General features: G+C 45.3%; 12 protein-coding genes. 6 read left to right on the top strand and 6 right to left on the bottom strand.

Annotated elements, in window-relative coordinates:
- Positions 1 to 4: 4 nt before the first annotated feature.
- Both porU2 and RLN88_RS10335 read right to left on the bottom strand, forming a co-directional pair.
- Positions 5 to 4,966, bottom strand: a complete 4,962-nt coding sequence (porU2, locus tag RLN88_RS10330; protein ID WP_350221319.1) for a putative type IX secretion system sortase PorU2 — start codon at positions 4,964 to 4,966, stop codon at positions 5 to 7.
- A complete protein-coding gene (locus RLN88_RS10335; protein WP_350221320.1) occupies positions 4,953 to 6,047 on the bottom strand; it encodes a putative type IX sorting system protein PorV2 in 1,095 nt (364 codons plus the stop codon). The genes porU2 and RLN88_RS10335 overlap by 14 nt, the downstream gene beginning before the upstream one ends.
- A gap of 258 nt (positions 6,048 to 6,305) precedes the next feature.
- Between RLN88_RS10335 and RLN88_RS10340 the strand changes: the two genes are divergently transcribed.
- Positions 6,306 to 6,650, top strand: coding sequence for a PadR family transcriptional regulator (locus tag RLN88_RS10340; RefSeq protein WP_350221321.1), 345 nt, complete (start codon positions 6,306 to 6,308; stop codon positions 6,648 to 6,650).
- Between the two features lie 53 nt (positions 6,651 to 6,703).
- A complete protein-coding gene (locus tag RLN88_RS10345) occupies positions 6,704 to 9,157 on the top strand; it encodes a PspC domain-containing protein (protein WP_350221322.1) in 2,454 nt (817 codons plus the stop codon).
- 81 nt (positions 9,158 to 9,238) lie between these two features.
- On the opposite strand, the gene RLN88_RS10350 is transcribed toward RLN88_RS10345, so the two are convergent.
- Positions 9,239 to 9,523 carry a putative quinol monooxygenase gene (locus RLN88_RS10350; protein WP_350221323.1) on the bottom strand — a complete coding sequence of 95 codons (285 nt, stop codon included), beginning with the start codon at positions 9,521 to 9,523 and terminating at the stop codon, positions 9,239 to 9,241.
- Positions 9,524 to 9,526: 3 nt separating this feature from the next.
- Complete coding sequence (locus RLN88_RS10355; RefSeq protein ID WP_350221324.1) at positions 9,527 to 10,303, bottom strand: SAM hydrolase/SAM-dependent halogenase family protein; 777 nt, start codon at positions 10,301 to 10,303, stop codon at positions 9,527 to 9,529.
- Positions 10,304 to 10,569: 266 nt separating this feature from the next.
- Here RLN88_RS10355 and RLN88_RS10360 point away from each other — a divergent pair, with 266 nt between their 5' ends.
- From RLN88_RS10360 to RLN88_RS10375, 4 genes are all read left to right on the top strand, one after another.
- The gene (locus RLN88_RS10360; RefSeq protein WP_350221325.1) at positions 10,570 to 11,532 is read left to right on the top strand and encodes a PhoH family protein; all 963 of its coding nucleotides are present in this window, start codon (positions 10,570 to 10,572) and stop codon (positions 11,530 to 11,532) included.
- Positions 11,501 to 11,938, top strand: coding sequence for a GNAT family N-acetyltransferase (locus RLN88_RS10365; RefSeq protein ID WP_350221326.1), 438 nt, complete (start codon positions 11,501 to 11,503; stop codon positions 11,936 to 11,938). Before RLN88_RS10360 ends, RLN88_RS10365 begins: the two co-directional genes overlap by 32 nt.
- Positions 11,939 to 11,950: 12 nt before the next feature.
- Entirely contained in the window at positions 11,951 to 12,139 is a 189-nt protein-coding gene (locus tag RLN88_RS10370; RefSeq protein WP_350221327.1) for an XRE family transcriptional regulator, read from the top strand.
- Positions 12,140 to 12,351: 212 nt separating this feature from the next.
- The gene (locus RLN88_RS10375) at positions 12,352 to 14,523 is read left to right on the top strand and encodes a ComEC/Rec2 family competence protein (RefSeq protein WP_350221328.1); all 2,172 of its coding nucleotides are present in this window, start codon (positions 12,352 to 12,354) and stop codon (positions 14,521 to 14,523) included.
- A gap of 104 nt (positions 14,524 to 14,627) precedes the next feature.
- Here the strand turns inward: RLN88_RS10375 and RLN88_RS10380 are convergent, their stop codons facing one another.
- Both RLN88_RS10380 and uvrB read right to left on the bottom strand, forming a co-directional pair.
- A complete protein-coding gene (locus RLN88_RS10380; RefSeq protein WP_350221329.1) occupies positions 14,628 to 15,590 on the bottom strand; it encodes a ketoacyl-ACP synthase III in 963 nt (320 codons plus the stop codon).
- 100 nt (positions 15,591 to 15,690) lie between these two features.
- Complete coding sequence (uvrB, locus tag RLN88_RS10385; RefSeq protein WP_350221330.1) at positions 15,691 to 17,712, bottom strand: excinuclease ABC subunit UvrB; 2,022 nt, start codon at positions 17,710 to 17,712, stop codon at positions 15,691 to 15,693.
- Position 17,713: the final 1 nt, after the last annotated feature.

A 17,713-nucleotide genomic window follows, 5' to 3' on the forward strand; every position in this document is an offset into this window, starting at 1 on the left:
CGTGTTAACGTAAGATATACAGTTTGCCAAAACCATGCTTAAAGGCACGGTCTGCGCTGGTGGATCTTAGCTCCATGGCACTGCCATTCGAATTGATGAATACTTTGTAGAAGTACACACCATTGGCCAGCTGGTCTCCGTACTCATCCCGGCCATCCCACGCATAGCTTGTGATATTGTTTCCGATTCTGATCGGGCCTATTTCATCCTGGGTGATCTCCCTGACCACCCGACCGGATACGGTCATGATCTGAATCTTTATTTCATCCGGTATTTCACTACCTGTGAGCGTAAACACAAATCGGCAGCTTGTAGAGAATGGATTGGGATAAGGATAGAAATGGGTAATTGTTGATTCGGTTACCACTTCAAAATTGATCTCATAAGGCTCAGTCCCGGCTGCATTCCCTGCTTCATCTTCCGCCTGCACACGCAGGGTATGAATGCCATCCTCCAATGGACCCGGCTGATACTCCAACTGAAAATCTTGATTTTCTGTAGCAGGGACGTATGCAAGCCTCGGATCGGAAAAATTAATGCGCTGAAACTGGCTCTCCTCGCCAGGCAGCCGAAGTGAAAGATTCACACCTGTGGTATCTGATTTCGTGATGAATGGATTATCATCCCGCATTTTCACCACAATGTTTGGATTCGGCGAAACAATGTCTCCATCCAGAATGTGATAGCCATCAAAAGTCACATCCAGTATCGGGTTGGTCTCATCCGCCTGCACCTCTATTAGGTTGGTAAGGGTGAGCCTGTTGTTGGATTTATATGCCTCATTTTCACTGGCAAGTACCTCCACCACAAGGCTATTCAGGCCATCCATGTTGAAAGATGGGAAATCAACGGAAAAACCGATAGTATCCCCCGCATCTGGAGGGCCAATGCGGAAGCTGGACTCCACCACCGACCCATCACTTTGGCTTACCAGGGTTGCCATCACGCTCAAAGAATCAGAAAAATCTACTTCGGAAAGATTATAAAAGTAGAAATCCCGCACAATCTCCTCTCCCTCCCGAATGGAGGTCAGGGACTTTCCATTGGGCAATAAAACCCCCTCGGCAGGGTACTCATAATTGATCTCCCAGAAGTTAAGTTGAGCAGGTGTCTGGTCTGTTTCGTCATCAAATGAAAACGAAAGCTCTATTTGAGGAAACAATGTAGCATCTACAGTTGCTATATCGATGGTTTCTGCCCGGGCCCGAGAAGCCAGTGATGTCAGATTTCCATTCGGATCCACCCCCAGCACATCAATGGCAATGTTGTCATTTACTTCCTCGGTGATGTTGTAGGAAAATGCTTCCCAGCTTTTGGCCGGGCCAATTCGTCTGCTTCGCAATTCACCGCTCACAAAGCTGCCGATCACATCATCCTGCAAATTGAGGCTTTGCTCCGTTCGGGGTGATAGCGATCCATTGTCCACCAGGGTGATGGCCGAGCCAGGAGCATCCCCCTTTCTTCCAAAAAAGATGATCGGCTGCCCGTCCACCAAAGACAAGACGGATAAGTCCACCCCGACAGAGTTGAGGGTAACTTCTACTGAAGCATCCCAGGTAGAGTAGTCAATATTCCCGATGTTGAACATGACAATCATGTCTCCATCCTGCATATTGTCTACCATGAGCTGAAACCTACCCCCGGTCAAATCCTGCGGCCTGAACTGGTAAATCCGCTGTGGCAACCTGCCGCACACTTCCCGGTTAAACACATCGATCTCGGTGGTCTCAATCGGGCGATAAGGATCGCCGCTTTCCTTGTCAAAGGCAATGGCATTGAAGGTATTGGTTTCACAGAATGGATCAATCGTATTGGAGGTGACGAAAAAATCCAACCCGCCGATAATCGCCTGCATGTCAGCATACGTAAAGGCGGGATTGTCCACTCCATACGTGAAAATATCAATCGGGGTAGTGGACTCTATAAACTCCCATCGGTTGGCCAGCTGATTGTATTGAATGCCGGTCACCACGTTTTTCTCTACCTGCTCAGCATCATATTGTCCCCATCCTTCTCCGATTCCACTCACCAGCGTGAAGGAGCTTTCTACCCATTCATTGGTTTCATCCGGTTGTGGATTTGCAAAGCGGGTACGCCAATAAATCGTGGAAGAATCTGGCAATGAGAAGGAAGAGAAATTGAATGATTGTGAGGCTAGTACCTCTCCGGAAACGGTAAACTGCCGGTTATTCGGGCCATCGAAATCCGGCTGAGTGTCAATCTCCAGATTGAAGCTGCGATCATCCTCAAGCAGATTGCTAGACTGCCATTGAAACTCCACCTGTGGGCTGGAGACTGTGCCATTATCGATCGGATACAGATTAACAGTGTTTCCGTCAAAAATGGAGACCGCCAGAGTGGCGGAATTATTTGTTTCGTTTAGCTCCTCCGTGACATTTGTTGGATCCAGGAGGATCGTAAACAGATTAAGTCCGTCATTATTTTGTGTGGGCTCATTGGGGATATAAAAAGTCAAAGTATCCTGACGAAGGGGTCTCGGAAATTCATTGACATAGACCTCTTGTCCACCATCAGCAAAGGTTCGGTTTACCTGAACGATGAGCGGGTCTACCACCGTACGTCCAAAATTTTTGACGACTAAATCTATTTTGAATGAATCCTGAGTAGCCAGGATTTCCTCCGCATTTATTGCAGATGCACTCACTGAATTGTTGTCAATTTGGTAGTCGGGTGAATTTGCCCCAAAAACACGGTATGCCGGGTCACCCTGCAATATCATCTGATGGATTTGGGTAAGGTTGTCATTGCTGGCACCATATAGATTGAGATACCTCTGATCTACCTCAAGCATTACATTGCCAATGGTCTCACCGATAAACACATCATCACCAAATGCCAGGCCGTAAAACAAATCAGACCATCTTTCTAGTGTTTGGGCTATTGCCACGTCAGCATGTGCCACAAACCCAACCGCCCCTAAATCAGGGGTGATCAGCCAATCCTCCCCAAACGTAAAATTGGAATCGAAAATCTCTCCTGCCTTGCAGCCATTTACAAGGAAAATCGGGTACTTCCCTTTGTTGGAAAACCCAAACTCCGGGTTGCTCACCCTACCAATCTCAATGTCCGTAACTGTACCACTGGAGTGTCCAAAAAAAGTGACATATCCTACACCCTGATTCACTCGATCCGTCACATCGATGTATTCTACCGCTTCCCCGGTCTCCTTGCTAGTGTTAAATGCTCGACCGCCAATAAAATCTGTCTCGAGAATGTCTGTAAATCCCTGAACAATACCAATGAAGCTGGAAATCTCTGATTGATTTATTCCTCCACTCAATTGAAGAAAGTCTTTACGAAATAAATCATCGAAAGGAAGTGCTTCCATCTCAGTGATTTTATCAAGGTAGGCGGAGACATCACCTGGAGTGAATGCATTTAATCTGCCTACTGGAATACCTGGCTGTAGCGGATCACCCCCCAATCCCAGAGAATACATTAGATCACTTCCTGGCAATCCATAGGTTGGAACATTAAGCTGCGTCTGAGTTCCCCGATAATAGTTGGTATTCAGCGTGAATCCTTTACCAATAATGAATACATATTCAACTGGATTCTGATTGTTTGCGTCAGTTATAAAATTTGAAATCGCCAGAGGAGAGGGATCGCCATAACTATATAGGTTAAACAGGTCATCAATATTTCCAATTTGAACATTGAAACCTCCTCCTTCCAAAGACTCTCGATAGTTCTTATAATCTTGCACCGGATCACCTGATATTCTCAAGTCTTCATGGGTAACAATCAGATAATTCTTATTGCTCAAATTGTAGTTAGGGAAACTTACTGCCTCAATTGATCCCACACTATTCGTGTGTGTAACGGCTAAAACCTGATGACCGTCCGTTACATTCGGGATGACCGCTTCTACCCTATCAGAAAAATTTGTAGTAGATATTCGAATTGTATTGTATGGATCCGTGATATCAAAAATCCTTGTCCCGGTAGCATTTGTGGTAGATATCTGCATCCATGATTTTGCGTTGGCCGGATTACTGATCGTGAAAATCTTGTTCTCATCAATCCCTAGTTCAATGGCTTGAGGGTATCTCAATCTCATATAAGCAACAGAAATTCTCTCCGAGAGGCCTGGAAGCCCAACTGCAGTAACTCTGGCTACAAACTCACCGCCCCCTCCAATGCTGGAGCTACCTACAGATCCGGAATAAAATGTCTTTTCCCATCCATCAAATTCAATGTTTGTCATCAAGCCCAGTGAACTTGTATTTGGCCCGATAGTTATTTCTGCATTGTGCGCTAAGCTGTTTCCTCCAATTAGAACCGTTTCGAGAATCGGATTGATCCCGGACGAAACATAGTTTTCGAGTAAAAATGAAAAGTTCTTAAATGCATTTTTTGATTGATAGTCTCCAGTCCAACCTTCTCCATTATCATATTTACTTAGGCTGAATGAAGATCCGGAACCAAATTTTATCCCTGGAGCATAATTGCTGGTAAAAAGCTGAAGTGTATCCTCGAGATGATAAGGTTCTGGGGTAAGTCCGCTGGCATTTTTATCGGAAGAGAAAGCCATGCGTTTTCCTGTCCCGCTTCCCAGTTTATAGGTCAAAAAGTAACTTGCGGTATCTGAAAAGAGATTATAAAATGTGTGTGGTTGGTCTCCAGGATCATAAAGTGGACTGTCACTTTCTCCGTTGTTTCTTTCTCCGTAAAACTCAAAGTAGTTTAGCGTGCCGTCTCCATTGGTATTTACATTTATAGCCACCTCCTGTCCTCTTCTGAAAAGCTGAATCCGGCTGGCGGGAACTGTGGATAGTGGGAAACCAACCGCCTGAAGCTCCGACTGTGTTACTCTATAAAATCCATCTTTTCCAATCTTGATCTTATAGTAAGACTGTGTAAAATCAATCCATTCATTACCTACCTGGCCATAACCAGATAGACCTATCAGGATCAGTATAGCAATTAGTTTATTTCTCCACATTGAAATCTACTTTAACGGAAAAAACATGTGAAAAAAGTCCGGGAGCTAAATCTCCAATATCTGTCAGGGCGTAATCTATTGTTAGCTCCTTAATGCTAAAACCTAAACCGAGATTCGGTTGAAATGTCCATGAAGTGGAGCCGTCAAAATCCTTAATCTTTTGAAATTGATTCACTCCAAATCTTAGGAAAGCCATTTTTTTGTAATCAAATTCTGCTCCCACTTTCGGATCAATCGAAATCAGACCAGTACGAACCAGTGTATTTCGTTTTCCATCCAGAGTCATGTCCAAATCGGCTGAAGCTAAAGCGCCAAACTTTTCTGAAATTTTAAATTCTCTGGAGCCCCCAAGTATAATTCTAGGAAGCGTGATCTCTATCGAATTAACTGGTACATCATTGCCAGTGAGTGCATATATTTCCTCTACCTCAGCAGCATTGTGAGACCATGCGTTAAAGGTCCCGAGAAGATCTCGACCAACAACTCCCAGCTTCCATTGCTTGATTTGTTTCTGCAAGCCAAAATCAAATCCGAAACCCCAGGCCTTCGAAAAACTTCCCACTGTTCTGTGAATCACCTTTAGATTCCCCCCCGCATCAACACCTCCCCAAATCGGAAGCTTCCTGGCATAAGAAACCAGAAACCCATAGTCTGCCGAAGAAAAGAATTGAATATTGTCGTAATTGATAGCACCATTTACATCCACCAGGTATCGAGTATCAGGTATATCATCGACTGAGAATCGGATGATAGAAAAAGCGATCTTGCTCTGATCATCCACGGAAGTAGCAAAGGCTGCATAGTCGTAATTGGCAAGCCCACCAAAATAAGATGAGTGCATCAAGGCGAGCTGATGATCCGAACCCAGCTTATTAAGACCAGCCGGATTCCAATAGCCTGAGGTCACGTCATCCGTGAAAGAAATGGCAGTAAATCCCATTCCAAATGAGCGGGCACTTACACCAATATTCATGAACTCGTTACTGTACTTTGGGGTATTATCTCGTCCACTGGATGCATCCTGAGATAAAACAGGAAGCCAGCATATAAAGCAAAAAATGACGATGAATTGAAATCTCATACCCCAGAATCAATGCAATTTAGCCATAGGACAGTGATTGAAGTAATTAACATTCGTTGAATAATAACTTAAATACGATAAAGGTCATATTTTACTAATTATATAACTAATCAAATATTATATATAAATAATTAAAGAATATTAATGCTGGAGTGAAAATTTATCCAAAGTACTTGGCCATACCAAGTACCTTTACGTATACACCACCGAAACCTATCCATGCACAAATAAAAGTTTGACCCGAAATGAGAGCAACGCATGAATATTGAAAACACACAAGTTCAGATGAGGAAGGGCATCCTGGAGTTTTGCATTTTGCACATTATCTCCAGAGGTGAGGTCTACGCTTCAGATATGCTCGAGGAATTAACCTCAGCAAAAATCATGGTCGTGGAAGGAACCTTATATCCCCTTCTTACCCGACTAAGAAAAGCAGGTCTGGTGGACTATAAGTGGGTGGAGTCCAAATCCGGACCGCCTCGAAAATACTATACGCTTACAAAAGATGGAGCTGAATTCCTTGGAGGACTGGATCAAACCTGGACTGAATTGGTAACTTCCACCAAAAAAATCATCGCGAATAAAAACACGAAGAAGAAATGAAATGAGCCACATGGCCTGCACCATGTGACCCAATACCCAAAAAGACTACACACATGAAAAAGAATATAAGTATCAATATCGGCGGTATCATATTCCACATCGAAGAAGATGGGTATGACAAACTGAAAAACTACCTCGATTCGGTCAATAAATACTTTTCTTCTTTCGAGGACAGTAAAGAAATTATTGATGATATCGAAGGAAGGATCGCCGAAATATTTCTTTCCAAGCTGGATGAAGGCAAGCAGATCATCACTGCTGTAGATGTGAATGACCTGATTGCTACCATGGGTACAACCAAAGACTTTGAAGCATCAATAGAGTCTGAGCCGGAGCAAAAGGCCGAGGAAAGTACCTCAGAATTTCAGGAAGAAGAAAAGAAAAAAGAACCAAGAAGCGACTATCAAAAAGCCAAACGACTCTACCGCGATTCCAAGCGGAAAGTCATCGGTGGAGTGGCGGCAGGTATCGCCAACTATTTTGGCATAGACCCAATTTGGATGCGACTGCTGATGTTGGCATTCCTGTTCAACATTTTCTTCTGGGGCCTTAGCGGTTTCATCTTCCTTACCTACATCATCCTGTGGATTGCCGTCCCAGGCAGTGAAACCCTCGATGATGACAAAGCTGTGAAAAAACTATTCAGAAGCACTGATGACCGGGTACTCGGGGGTGTTTCCGGAGGTATTGCATCCTACTTCGGGATGGATCCGGTAGTGATACGCGTGCTATTCGTAATCTCAATCTTCCTTGGAGGTGCCGGTCTGTTGGTCTACATCATCCTCTGGATCATTACGCCTGAAGCCCGATCCATCACTGAGAAAATGCAGATGCAGGGTGAACCTGTGACGATTTCCGGCATTGAAGAAAATGTAAAAAGAAGCCTCAATGTGAAGGAGGGTGAGGAAAATGTTTTTGCAAAAATCCTTCTCTTCCCTTTCCGCCTCATCGCCATGATCTTCACTGCACTGGGTCAAATCCTCGGCCCATTATTGAAGGTTGCCGTGGAAGTGCTACGGATCGGTGTGGGGGTATTCCTGGTGTTTTTGGGATTTGTGTTGATGATCACATTTACCATCAGCCTGGCTGTATTGCTGGGTGTGGGAGGAGCGATGGAATCGTGGGTACACTTTGGTGACTTCCCGGCCCGTGAGCTGTTCAACTCTATGAGTACGATTGCCGTGATTTCCGCCTACATCGTATCCATGGTGCCTTCACTTTCTATCCTGCTAATCGGGCTGGTAGTAATCCTGAAGAAGAAAGTGACAAATGCGTTTGTAGCATGGAGCATGTTTGGATTGTGGCTACTGGGCATGGTGGGGTTGGCTATATCTGTTCCGGCTACCATCAGGGATTATAGCGCAGAAGGCACCTTCAAGGAAGAGCGAACCTTTGCTGTGAATGAAGGAATCACCAACCTCAAGCTCAATGAACTGGACTGGGATGCCTACCACAGTGTGGACTTAAAAATCAGGGGACATGAAGATTCTACCGCCTTCCTTTTGGAGATGGAGTTTGAGAGCAGAGGATATTCACGTACCAATGCCCGGGAAAATGGGGAAGCCGTGGATTACATCGTGACGCAGGAAGGCAACACCATTCTGTTCGATTCGGAGATCACCTTTGGGGATGCTCCTTTTCGATTTCAGGATGTGACGGCCACCTTCTACATCCCGTATGGAAAAGTCTTTACCATGGACTATGAGCTAAGAAGAATCCTGCGAAACACGCTGTGGATCCACGAATATGATGCGAGAGACCTGGGTGAAAATGAATGGGTATTCGATGAGAATGGTCTGAAATGCCTCACCTGCAAAGAGTCTGGCAGAAAGTCCTACAACCGGGGCTTCTCCTATGACCGAAGCACGAAAGGATCAGATACGCAGGAATACCAGTTCAAAGATTTTGACGAAGTGGAGTTCATCTCACTATTTGATTTTGAAATTGTTCAGGGCAGTAATTTCACCGTGAGACTGGAAGGAGACGATGACGACCTGGATGATGTATACCTAAGCCAGAATGGAGACGAACTGGAGATTCGATATGGCCGGAAAACCAACTGGTGGAAATACCGAAAACGTGAAAATAAGGTCAAGGTGTTTATAGAGATGCCTGAGCTGGAATACCTAAGGGCCACTGGTGCCTGCGACGGAGAGGTCAGGGATTTTACCGGTTCTGACATCTCTTTTGATATTGAAGGGGCCTCAAAAGTTTGGGCAGATATCAATGCGCAATACCTGCAAGTCGATCTGACTGGTGCTTCAGAGTTGGTATTGGTAGGAAGCGGCGAAGACCTGAAAGCCGAACTCAATGGCGCGTCTCAGTTGGACGCCTTCAACTATACCGTGGATGATGCAGATATCAATGCGTCCGGCGCTTCAACTGTAAAAGTTTATGTGAAAAACGAATTGGAAGCCGATGCTTCTGGGGCCAGTACCATCCGCTACCGCGGAGATGCACGGGTCTCCTCCGATAGTAACGGACTCAGCTCTATAAAAAGGGACTAAAAATATCTAACTGGTCGCGAGTCAACTGACTCTATCATTTAGGTTTTGGTATCCCCTGCTTTTGGTCGGGCAGGGGATTTTTTATTGCGGATCCAGCGAGTAAGCAACCGGCTTCCCTCCGAAAAGTACCTTCGTTTTGGCCCAAGTATCCGCAAAGAGCTCCGAGTGGCGATAAGTCTCCAGATCATCTTCACTCTGCCATTTACTGAAGGTATAGTAGACATGGTCGAGCGAAGCATCCTTGCACAGCTCCAGGTGATTACAACCCGGAAAAGTGGCGATCTTCTCTTTAACGTTTTCGAATAATTCAAGAAATTCAGTCACTTTCTCTGGCTCGAAATCCATTCGTACAATCCGTATCAGCATAGCTTATCCATTTGCAAATTCAATGAGCACCGGCGAATCCACCGAAAGCCCGAGTAGCTCCGAAGCGTTTCCTTTGTTGATCCCAATCTGAAGCTGCCCGGATGAGTTGAAAAACACGAAGCAATCCCCGGACTCCACATCACTATAGTAACTATGGAGGTTTTGAAACTGCTCCCTTCCAAAACGGATCGCATATCGCACCCCCACCCCATTGATTTCCATGATCTTGTCAAATTCCGATTTCGTAATGTTGGTGATTAGATTTCCATAGTGATCCACCACCACGACGTGCCCGGCGATCTCTCGTTTCGTCACCTTTAGCTGGCGCGCATAAAGCTCGGTCATTCCTTCTACAATGGTCCCCACATCCCTCAGAGTCTTGCCACTTGCTAGCTTCAAAGCGGTTTTTGCCAGTACATCCTTGGCCGGAAAGGTGGATTGTCCATTCTCCAACACAACGATCTGACTTGGCTTTTTGTCAGAAATCAAGCTAAAAATCCCCGAATCAAACCCGACAAACAGGTGGCCATCGATCTCTACCGCCATGGCTTTGGATTTTTCCCGCATAGCATCCACAGCTACAATGTGAACCGTTTTGTCCGGAAAATCCTTGTACACGCTCCGGAGGACATTGGCAGCATGAGCAATATCAAATGGCCGGATATTGTGGGTAATATCGGTGATGGGCTGAGTGGGTGATTCTGAAACAATGGCAGCCTTCACAGCAGCCACATAGTGGTCTACCGTCCCAAAATCAGACATGAAGGTGATTAGCGCCATTTGAGGGATTTCAGCTTACATTTGTTCTCACAAAGCTATATATTTTACTTACACAGTGAGTTTTAAAACCCTCGGGTTTATCTTAAAAAAACGCAATGAAATTGGAAAAGAAGAAGCTGTTTCAAAAGCCCTAATTGGCCTGTCATTCTGAGGAACGAAGAATCTCAAATATTTGATATTCAGGCATTCAAAGGTTCTTCACATTCGTTCAGAATGACACTTTTGAGACCGCTCATTTAAATTCGAAAGATTAACAGAAATATCGATTGCTGGAAAAAATAATAACACTCGAAAATGTTTCCCTGGTTGACTTCCTGGGAATCGAAAATCAGAACATCAAAACCATCGCTTCGGCATTTCCCGACAGTCAGATTGTGAGTCGCGGAAACGAAATCAGAATCAAAGGGTCTGCTCCGCAAATACTAAAAATCAACGAAATCCTCAATTCGCTGCTGGCGCACTACCATGAGTATGGCAAGGTGACCAAAGACAATGTGAAGGATTATGTAGACAATGATCAGAACACCATAGATGTGGCGGGCAACACCACCGCCCTGGTGCATGGTACACGAGGCACACGAATAGTCCCGAAGACGGTGAACCAAAAAAAGCTGGTGGCAGCAGTGGAAAAAAATGACCTGGTATTTGCCATCGGTCCGGCCGGTACGGGGAAGACCTACATCTCGGTGGCGCTGGCCGTGCGGGCGCTCAAGAACAAGGAGGTGAAGAAGATCATCATCACACGCCCTGCCGTGGAAGCGGGTGAAAACCTGGGCTTCCTGCCTGGCGATCTGAAAGAGAAAATTGATCCGTACCTGCGCCCGATCTACGATGCACTACGGGATATGATCCCGGCAGAAAAGCTGAAATATTATCAGGAAAATGGAGTGATAGAAATAGCCCCGCTAGCCTACATGCGTGGGCGAACCCTCAACAATGCTTATGTCCTACTGGATGAAGCGCAGAATACTACGCCCATGCAGATCAAAATGTTTCTGACCCGAATGGGGCCAGAGTCGAAGGTGATCATTACCGGGGACCAATCGCAGATAGACCTACCGAAGAAGCAAATCTCTGGACTGATCGAGACAATGAAGGTGCTCAAGGACGTGAACGGGATCGGGTTCGTGCACCTGGACGACCGGGATGTGGTGCGCCATAAACTCGTAAAAGCAATCATAAAAGCCTATAATAAGTATGACGTTCAGGGTGATTCCGGCAACAAGTGAGGAGCTAAAAAAGAAAGCATTTGCCATTCGTGAGGAAGTATTTGTGGTGGAGCAGCAGGTAGCTACTGATGAGGAGTTTGATGAGTTCGAGGACGAATCCCATCACTTTGTAGCGCTGGATGAAAACGACAACCCGGTAGGCTCTGCCCGGTGGCGATACACGGACAAGGGCATTAAGCTGGAGCGCTTCACGGCCAAGAAATCCATGCGGGGAAAAGGCGTAGGCACAGCCATTGTGCAGACCGTACTGGATGACATCTCCGAAAAAGCAGAGAGTGGTACCTATCTCTACATGCACGCCCAGCTACCAGCTGTGCCGCTCTACCTCAAGTTTGGCTTCCAGACAAAAGGAGACCAATTTGACGAGTGTGGGATCATGCACTATTTGATGTGGCGGGAGTTGTAAATTTGCACTATCATGATCACAGAAAAGGAATATAAGATATTGATAAAAAGAATTGATGAGCTTCTACTAGTGGTAGATAATTCGACCCCAGAAGATCATCCAAATTTCATCGAACTTAACAGCATTTCTGAATTAGTTGCAGATTATGAAGAGCATCATTATCCGGTAGAAAAACCAAACCTGGTAGATGTAATAAGTTGAGAATGTATGAAAGGGGATTGAAACAAAAGGACTTGGCTGAACTACTTGAAACAACATCAAGCCGTAAGTGAATACCTGAAAGGCAGGAGAGAACTAACTTTTGGAATGGCTAAAAAGCTACACAAGAAATTAAATATTGATTCAGATATAATATTACAATAGCGTTTTGTTGCATAATAAAAAATAAATCTACATCTTTATTATGCAACGGTATGTATTTCTGGAACACCTATCCCTTTGTGCGACTCACCATAGCACTGATTCTCGGCATTCTGTGCTTCGACCTTTACCCCATTCTTTGGGCCCGTCCCATTTTACTTTGCGGTAGTTCAGTCATCATTTTTGGGGTGCTGGTTTTACTCTCTCATAAGCTGGGTTTTTACAAACTCCGGCATGCCAATGGTGTGATGGCACTCTTTATTATTTTCATCTTTGGCGGATGTTTCAACCTAATCAAATACCACTCGCACTCATCCCATCACTACTTAAACCAGACAGGAAAAATTAGTGGGTTCACAGGCACGATTATTAGCCCGGTAAACGAACGAACGAACCATTACCGCTATGACTTTGAGCTCTCTTATGTTATCACAGATTCAGACTCACTAATTGAAATTACTGGTAAAATCCATTTGTACATACGCAAAGATTCCTCTGCCTTAATTCACAATTATGGAGATCAGCTGAATGTGTACGGTAGATTTTATCCTGTGCCCGGGCCGGACAATCCGGGAGAGTTTAATTACCAGCTCTATTTGGCGAGGCAGAATATTTACAGTCATGCCTTTGTGCAACATTCGGATGTGAAAGTAGTGGCAAACAATCCTCCAAGCCAATTTATGAGGTGGGCATATTCCCTGAGAAGCCATGCTTCCGAAACCATTGACAAGAATATGCCGGATCCAAGAGAAAATGGCATAGCAAAAGCACTACTTCTGGGCATCAAAGATCACCTGGATAATGATGTGAAGAAGGCTTACTCCTCTGCCGGTGCAATGCACGTGCTCGCAGTTTCAGGACTTCATGTGGGTATTATTTACCTGATCATACAGATTTTCTTTGGAAAATTGAGGCAATCAGGAAAGTGGGGCAAGATCACTTTTGGTGCTATTAGCGTTTTCACCATCTGGCTCTATGCTACCGTCACCGGTTTGAGTCCTTCTGTATTGAGGGCAGCCACAATGTTTTCCCTAGTCGCCATCAGTCAAAGCACGATGCGAGAGGGGAACATTTACAATACGCTTGGCTTTGCGGCATTCCTTTTATTGATCTATGATCCATACTTGATTTATTCTGTAGGATTTCAACTTTCATTCGCTGCGGTAATCGGGATCGTGTACTTGCAGCCCAAGCTGTACCGGTTATTGAATTTTAGGACATGGATTTTAGATAAAGCCTGGGCGATCACGTGTGTTTCCATAGCAGCGCAATTGGCCACATTTCCACTTTCTGCTTACTACTTTCATCAATTCCCCACCTACTTCCTGGCCTCTAATCTGATTGTTATTCCTGCCTCCTTCCTCATGCTCATTAGCGGCGTATTGATGCTCCTAATCGACCCGATTCTAACCCCAGTCAGTGAAGTAATTGGTCAATTGCTAAACAAATTCATGTGGTTGATCAATGAGATCATTAGCCTGGTTCACATTCTGCCGAATAGCCTTGTCGAATGGATTAGCCTTGATAAAGCAGGACTGATTTTGACTTATGCTATTGTGTTCACACTTGTGGCCGGCGTGCACTATCGATCCTTCAAAACCCTGATCGTTTCCTGCTTTTTGGGATTGATTTTTATCAACTGGGCAGTGGTTTCTCATGAATTGCAATCTGAAAAAAGGGAGCTGGTGTTTTATGAAATATCAAACAAAACCGCTATCGACTTTATTGACGGTCACAAGGCTACCCTCTATATCGATGAATTTTCACCCGATGAATTGGAGCTTCTCTCCTTTCAGATCAATCCAAACAGACTTTCGTCCCACCTGCGTCCTATTTCAGAGTCCATTCTCTCATTTCAGCATGCCGGATTCGAAAAAAAAGAAGCCATTCAAAGTGGCATGATTGCGGGGAAGAAATTCATCATTTTTGATTCTACCACCTTTCATCTTGACTTTGGCGGCAGAATTGAAACTGATTTTATCATTCTAAACAACCAATCAGTGAAAAGCCTGGAGTGGCTAAAGGAGCATTTTGCTACTGATCTAATCATTGTTGGCAACAAAAATTCGATGTATTATTCACGAAAAATGAGAGCTCAGGCAAAAGAACAGCGACTAACTATTCATTCTTTAAAAGAGGATGGTGCCTTGCGCTTTCCACTACAAGCAAGCACAAAAAAAGAGCGGACAATACTGCCCGCTCTGTTCACCACCAATCCCGACTAGCATCGGGAAAAAACTTACTACCGCCTAGTAGTGTCACAAATGTAATACATATACTGGTTCACAAAAATATAATTTCATAAAAAAAGCTGGTGTAGACTTAATGTCTACCATATAACGATCGTTCCTGCAAAGGTAAGCCCTCCCCCAAAACCAATTAGAAGCAGTTTATCCCCTTTTTTGATCCCCCCGTTTCGCTCAGACTTGGCAATCGCGAGCGGAATGGAAGCAGAGGATGTATTTCCAAACTCTGTGACGCTCTCAGGCACCCTATCCATGGGGTAATTTAGGTCTTTGGCAATGGCCTCAATGATCCGCAAATTGGCACTGTGAGGTACGATGTAATCAATATCATCCAGAGTAAGTCCTGCCTTGGCAATTAGCTCTCTTATCTTAATTGGAATATTTCCCACTGCCCATTTGAACACTGATCGTCCATTTTGAACAATCTTTCCGTGAGGGTTAATCCCCACCCCATTGATGGAGTTCTTCTTGTGACTTAGGTATAGGTCATGCCCCAAATCGCCATTGGTGCCGGAGTTGAAAGCTATGAAATGCTCCTCCTCACTGGGTTCTATCAGGGCTGCCCCGGCAGCATCCCCAAACAAAATGCATGAAGTCCTATCCTCGAAATCAGTGATTTTCGAAAGGGTCTCAGCACCAATCACCAGTACTTTTTTATAAACCCCGGAATTCACAAACCCATGGGCGATTTGCAGTCCGTAGATGAATCCGGCACATGCTGCATACACGTCATTGCAACCGGCATTTTTTATCCCAAGTTTATATTGCACCCGTGAGGCCGCATTTGGCATGGGTTGATCCGGCGAGGTGGTGCACACAATGATATAATCCACATCGCTGATGTCCGTTCCGCTTTGCTCTACCAGATTCTCCACAGCCTTTACCGCCAGGTCGCTAGTGTACTCCCCATCTTTGGAAAACCTCCGTGTCTTTATACCTGTCCGGGAGATGATCCACTCGTCGTTGGTATCCATGAAACTTTCGAAGTAATGATTGTCGATGACCTTTTCGGGTACGTATGTACCGAACGCTGTAATTTGTGACATAAGAAAAGCGGGGATTTAAGATTTGAAAAAGATTAATCCTTTGGGATGATTGTCTATTTCAAAAGCAAGTTGAGGCAGGATGCCCGGATTTCCAAAGAAGCTATTTGTTTTCTTTGATCATTTTTTCGATTTCCAGCAGTTCATCCCTAAGTCTGGCTGCTTCCATGAAGTCCAAATCCTTTGCTGCCTTTTCCATTTTTCGTCGTGTTTCGCCAGCCAGCTTGGACAGTTGGTCTTTGGACATGTATGAAACCACGGGATCGGCTGCCAGGGTATGTTCCTCCTCCATATAATACTTCTTAGCACCCTTTTTCTTATCCGCCACGCCTGTTTGCCGCAGGATTTCCTCTCTGTTCTTTTTCAGAGACATAGGGATAATGCCATGCTTTTCATTGTATTCCATTTGAATGCTCCGCCTTCTATTTGTTTCATCTATGGCCAGCTTCATGGAGCCGGTCACCTTGTCTGCATACATGATCACTTTGCCACGGTCATTTCGGGCGGCCCGGCCAATCGTCTGAACGAGTGATCGCTCATTTCTCAAATAGCCTTCCTTATCCGCATCGAGAATGGCCACCAGCGAAACCTCCGGCAAATCCAATCCTTCTCGCAAGAGGTTTACCCCTACCAACACATCAAAGATGCCAAGCCGGAGCTCGCGCAGGATTTCCACCCGATCCAGTGTGTCTACTTCCGAATGAATATATCGCGTCTTCACTCCTGCATTCAACAGATATTTGGTCAGCTCTTCAGCCATTCGCTTAGTCAGTGTGGTCACCAGCACCCGGTCTTCCATCTCAATACGCTGCTGAATCTCCTCCATCAGATCGTCGATCTGGTTTTGACTTGGACGTACCTCGATCACCGGATCCAGCAGGCCTGTAGGCCGAATCAACTGCTCTATGATCACTCCCTCCGATTTTCGAAGCTCATAGTCACTTGGGGTTGCGCTCACAAAGACTACCTGATTGAGCATGTCTTCAAATTCATTGAACGTGAGCGGGCGGTTGTCCATTGCCGAAGGCAACCGGAAGCCGTAATCCACCAAATTGACTTTTCTGGCCCGATCCCCACCCCACATCCCTCTCACCTGAGGCACTGTCACATGGCTCTCATCTATGATCATGAGAAAATCATCCGGGAAGTAATCGAGCAGGCAGAAGGGCCTGCTTCCCGGTTTTCTTCGGTCGAAATACCTCGAGTAGTTTTCCACACCGGAACAATAGCCAATCTCACGGATCATTTCCAGATCAAATTCAGTTCTCTCCTTTAACCTTTTTGCTTCAAGAAATCGCCGCTCATCTTCAAAAAACTGAACCTGCTCCACCATGTCGTCCTGAATTTCCCTGATGGCCACCTGTAGCTGATCCTTTCCGGTGACGAACAGGTTAGCTGGGAAGATCGTGACCATCCGCTCATCCGACTCTTTCTCGCCAGTGATCGGATCTATGCGCTGAATCGTCTCTATCTCATCACCCCAGAAAATAAACCGATAGGCAAAATCCGCATAAGCAACAAATACATCAACGGTATCCCCTTTTACCCGGAAGGTGCCCCGCTTAAACTCAGCCTCCGTTCGGCTGTAGAGAATATCTACCAGATCGAAAAGAAATTTATTTCTTGGGATTACATCCCCTTCCTGAAGGCGAATAACATTTTTCCCAAATTCCTCCGGGTTACCAATACCGTAAATGCAGGAAACCGAGGCTACCACGATAACATCCCTGCGCCCAGACAGCAAAGCTGAAGTAGCGCTTAGTCTTAATTTTTCTATCTCATCGTTGATGGAGAGGTCCTTTTCTATGTAGACATTGCTGGTGGGGATGTATGCCTCCGGCTGGTAGTAATCGTAATAGGAAATGAAATACTCCACGGCATTCTCCGGGAAAAAGCGCTTAAACTCACCATACAGCTGTGCTGCCAGTGTCTTATTATGACTCAGCACCAGGGTGGGTCGCTGCACCTGCGACACCACATTAGCCATGGTGAAGGTCTTTCCTGAACCCGTGACCCCAAGCAGGGTTTGGGCTGCCTCCCCATCCTGCAATCCTTGCACTAGCTGTCTGATGGCCTCAGGTTGATCACCAGTTGGGCTATATTCTGATTCGAGTTTAAAGTCCATA

Source organism: Ekhidna sp. (assembly GCF_040223195.1).
Taxonomy (GTDB): Bacteria; Bacteroidota; Bacteroidia; order Cytophagales; family Cyclobacteriaceae; genus Ekhidna.

What these genes read in the sequence shown, in the direction of transcription:
- porU2 (WP_350221319.1), bottom strand. Translation starts at nt 4,966, where the DNA reads ATGTGGAGAAATAAACTAATTGCTATACTGATCCTGATAGGTCTATCT.
- RLN88_RS10335 (WP_350221320.1), bottom strand. Translation starts at nt 6,047, where the DNA reads ATGAGATTTCAATTCATCGTCATTTTTTGCTTTATATGCTGGCTTCCT.
- RLN88_RS10340 (WP_350221321.1), top strand. Translation starts at nt 6,306, where the DNA reads ATGAATATTGAAAACACACAAGTTCAGATGAGGAAGGGCATCCTGGAG.
- RLN88_RS10345 (WP_350221322.1), top strand. Translation starts at nt 6,704, where the DNA reads ATGAAAAAGAATATAAGTATCAATATCGGCGGTATCATATTCCACATC.
- RLN88_RS10350 (WP_350221323.1), bottom strand. Translation starts at nt 9,523, where the DNA reads ATGCTGATACGGATTGTACGAATGGATTTCGAGCCAGAGAAAGTGACT.
- RLN88_RS10355 (WP_350221324.1), bottom strand. Translation starts at nt 10,303, where the DNA reads ATGGCGCTAATCACCTTCATGTCTGATTTTGGGACGGTAGACCACTAT.
- RLN88_RS10365 (WP_350221326.1), top strand. Translation starts at nt 11,501, where the DNA reads ATGACGTTCAGGGTGATTCCGGCAACAAGTGAGGAGCTAAAAAAGAAA.
- RLN88_RS10370 (WP_350221327.1), top strand. Translation starts at nt 11,951, where the DNA reads ATGATCACAGAAAAGGAATATAAGATATTGATAAAAAGAATTGATGAG.
- RLN88_RS10375 (WP_350221328.1), top strand. Translation starts at nt 12,352, where the DNA reads ATGTATTTCTGGAACACCTATCCCTTTGTGCGACTCACCATAGCACTG.
- RLN88_RS10380 (WP_350221329.1), bottom strand. Translation starts at nt 15,590, where the DNA reads ATGTCACAAATTACAGCGTTCGGTACATACGTACCCGAAAAGGTCATC.
- uvrB (WP_350221330.1), bottom strand. Translation starts at nt 17,712, where the DNA reads ATGGACTTTAAACTCGAATCAGAATATAGCCCAACTGGTGATCAACCT.